Annotated in this window: 3 protein-coding genes; all 3 read left to right on the plus strand. The window is 39.7% G+C overall.

Translation table 11 applies throughout. From position 1 onward, the window contains the following. Positions 1 to 487, plus strand: a 487-nt coding sequence (locus ACI4WO_RS03785) for a ParA family protein (protein ID WP_439806228.1), incomplete at its 5' end; no start/stop codon positions are given. 15 nt (positions 488 to 502) lie between these two features. Continuing rightward, positions 503 to 1336 (plus strand): ParB/RepB/Spo0J family partition protein, encoded by an 834-nt coding sequence (locus ACI4WO_RS03790; RefSeq protein WP_439806229.1) that lies wholly within the window; start codon positions 503 to 505, stop codon positions 1334 to 1336. Positions 1337 to 1365: 29 nt separating this feature from the next. Next, positions 1366 to 2637, plus strand: coding sequence for a serine--tRNA ligase (serS, locus tag ACI4WO_RS03795; RefSeq protein WP_439806230.1), 1272 nt, complete (start codon positions 1366 to 1368; stop codon positions 2635 to 2637). Positions 2638 to 2929: the final 292 nt, after the last annotated feature.

Raw genomic sequence — 2929 nt, forward strand, 5'->3', positions numbered from 1 at the left:
CAGACTTAAAATGCAGCTTCTTACCTGTCGTCTGGATTATGATTTCGTTTTTATTGACTGTCCGCCGTCGCTTAGCCTTATGACTGTCAATGGTCTTGTGGCTTGCGACAAGGTTATTGTTCCTATGCAGGCTGAGTTTTTCGCTCTGGAAGGTTTGAGTCAGCTTATTGAAACTATAAAAATAGTCAAATCAAAATATAATCCATCTCTTGATATTGAGGGGATTCTGTTTACTATGTTTGATCCGAGACTTAATGTGAGCGGACAGGTTGTTGAAGAAGTTGAAAAATACTTTCCCGGAAAGGTATTCAATACAAAAATTCCGAGAAATGTCAGACTTTCAGAAGCTCCCAGTCACGGAAAACCTGTAATGTACTACGATAAAAGTTCAAAGGGTGCAGAATTCTATGAGCTTTTAGGACACGAAATATTAAAGGAAGAACCTCCGAAGAAAAAAGAAAAGAAAAAATTATTCGGAAGAAAATAAAGGGAAGGTGAACAAATGGCATCAAAAGGAGGACTGGGTACTGGCTTGAGTGCCCTTTTTGAAGACAACAAAACTAATGCTGATTCAGGGCAGACCCTGAGAATTTCTGAAATTGAGCCTAACAGGGAACAGCCCAGAAAAAATTTTGACGATGAGTCAATTTCTGCTCTGGCAGAATCAATAAAGCAGCATGGTATTTTACAGCCGATACTTGTCAGACCTTATGGTCATGGCTATCAGATCGTTGCAGGTGAGCGCAGATGGCGTGCGGCAAGAATGCTGGGTATGTCTGAGGTTCCGGTTCAGATAAAAGATCTGACCGATCTTGAGGCTATGCAGCTTGCACTTATTGAAAATCTTCAGAGAGAAAATCTTAATCCAATTGAAGAAGCTAAAGGCTACAGTGAACTTGTGGAATCCTTTGGAATGACTCAGGAGGAGGTCGCTAAAACAGTAGGGCGTTCACGTTCCTCAGTTGCAAACTCTATGAGGCTTCTGGCACTGCCGGAGGATATACTTGAAATGCTTGAAAACGGTGAGCTTACAGTCGGTCATGGAAAGGCTCTGCTTTCATTTGACGATGAGGAAAAAATGCTGGATGCGGCAAAAAAGGCGGCTCAGGGAAGGCTTAATGTACGCTCACTGGAAAAAATGGCTGGTGAAAAGGAAGAAAAAACTAAAAATACTGATGAGCATATAGACAGCTACTTTAAAGAAATGGAAATAGGTCTTCACAATGCTCTGGGCAGAAAAGTAAAGGTTGAATATGGTAAAAACAAAGGCGCTCTGATTCTGGAATTTTATGATAAGGAAGATCTGTCAGCGCTGGCGGAAAAATTATCAAAGTAATAAATTATAAAGCAAAGGAAGTAAATCAAATGCTTGATATTAAAATTATCAGAGAAAATCCCGACAAGGTAAAGGCTGCGCTTAAAACACGTAATGCCGATTATGACAGCTATATTGACGAGATACTGGAAATCGACGAGAAGAGAAGAAAGCTTTCTACTGAAACTGATGCTCTCAAAGCTGAGCAGAACAAGGTTACAAAGCAGATTCCGGTTATGAAGAAAAACGGAGAGAATACTGATGCTGTAATGGCACAGATGAAGGAAATTTCTGAAAAAATCAAATCGGACAATGCTGTTATAAGTGAGCTTGAAGCAAAGCAGAGAGATGCACTGCTGAGAGTTCCGAATATTCCGTCTGAAACAACACCTGTTGGCAAGGACGACAGTGAAAATGTTGAAATAAGAAAGTGGGGAGAGCCGAAAAAGTTTGATTTTGAGGCACTTGCACATTGGGATATCGGTAAAAATCTGGGTATTCTGGATCCGGAAACTGCCGCAAAGGTAACAGGTGCGAGATTCCATTTTTACAAGGGTCTGGGTGCAAGACTTGAAAGAGCTATTATAAGCTATTTCCTTGATACTCATACTCAGAACGGATACACAGAAATTCTTCCGCCTTATATGGTAAACAGAGCTTCCATGACCGGTACAGGTCAGCTTCCTAAGTTTGAAGAGGATGCTTTCAGAGTTGCCAACAACGATTATTTCCTGATTCCTACTGCTGAGGTACCGGTTACAAACATGCACAGAGATGAGATTCTTTCAGGGGACAGGCTTCCTATTAAATATTGTGCATATTCTGCATGTTTCAGAGCAGAGGCAGGCAGTGCCGGAAGAGATCAGAGAGGTCTTATCCGTCAGCACCAGTTTAACAAGGTTGAACTTGTTAAGTTTGTTGACCCGGCAACATCTTATGATGAACTCGAAAAGCTTACAAATGACGCAGAAAGAGTACTTCAGGGACTTGGTCTGCCTTACAGGGTAGTGGCTCTTTCAACAGGTGATATCGGTTTTTCAAGTGCAAAAACCTATGATATTGAGGTCTGGATGCCGTCCTATAACCGCTATGTTGAAATCTCAAGCTGTTCTAATTTTGAGGATTATCAGGCAAGACGTGCAGGTATCAGATTTAAAAACAGTCCTAAGGACAAGGCTCAGTTTGTTCATACTCTTAATGGTTCCGGTGTGGCTGTGGGAAGAACTGTTGCGGCTATCCTTGAAAATTATCAGAATGCAGACGGCTCTGTTACTGTGCCTGAAGCTCTTATACCATTTATGGGTACAGATGTTATTAAATAAAATCTTTATTGTCTGCTTTTTTAAAGCAGACAATATTTTTATACCTTACTTTTTTGAAAAAAAGTAAGCAAAAATTTTTAGACGTGGCTTAATTTTATTGATTCACTCAGATAAGGCTCGACAGCTTACTTTTTGAAAAAAGTAAGACAAAAACTTTTATACGTGGATTTATTTTTAATTTCAAATTAATAAGTTTTCTTGAAAAGAAAGTAACAAAGAACTTTTTATTATTCATTCCTTTGCATGTGCAAAGAAACGAACCAAAGAAACACACTTCTTTCTTTGTTCACAC

The sequence above is a fragment of the Porcipelethomonas sp. genome, assembly GCF_051893655.1.
Classification (GTDB): Bacteria; Bacillota; Clostridia; order Oscillospirales; family Ruminococcaceae; genus Porcipelethomonas.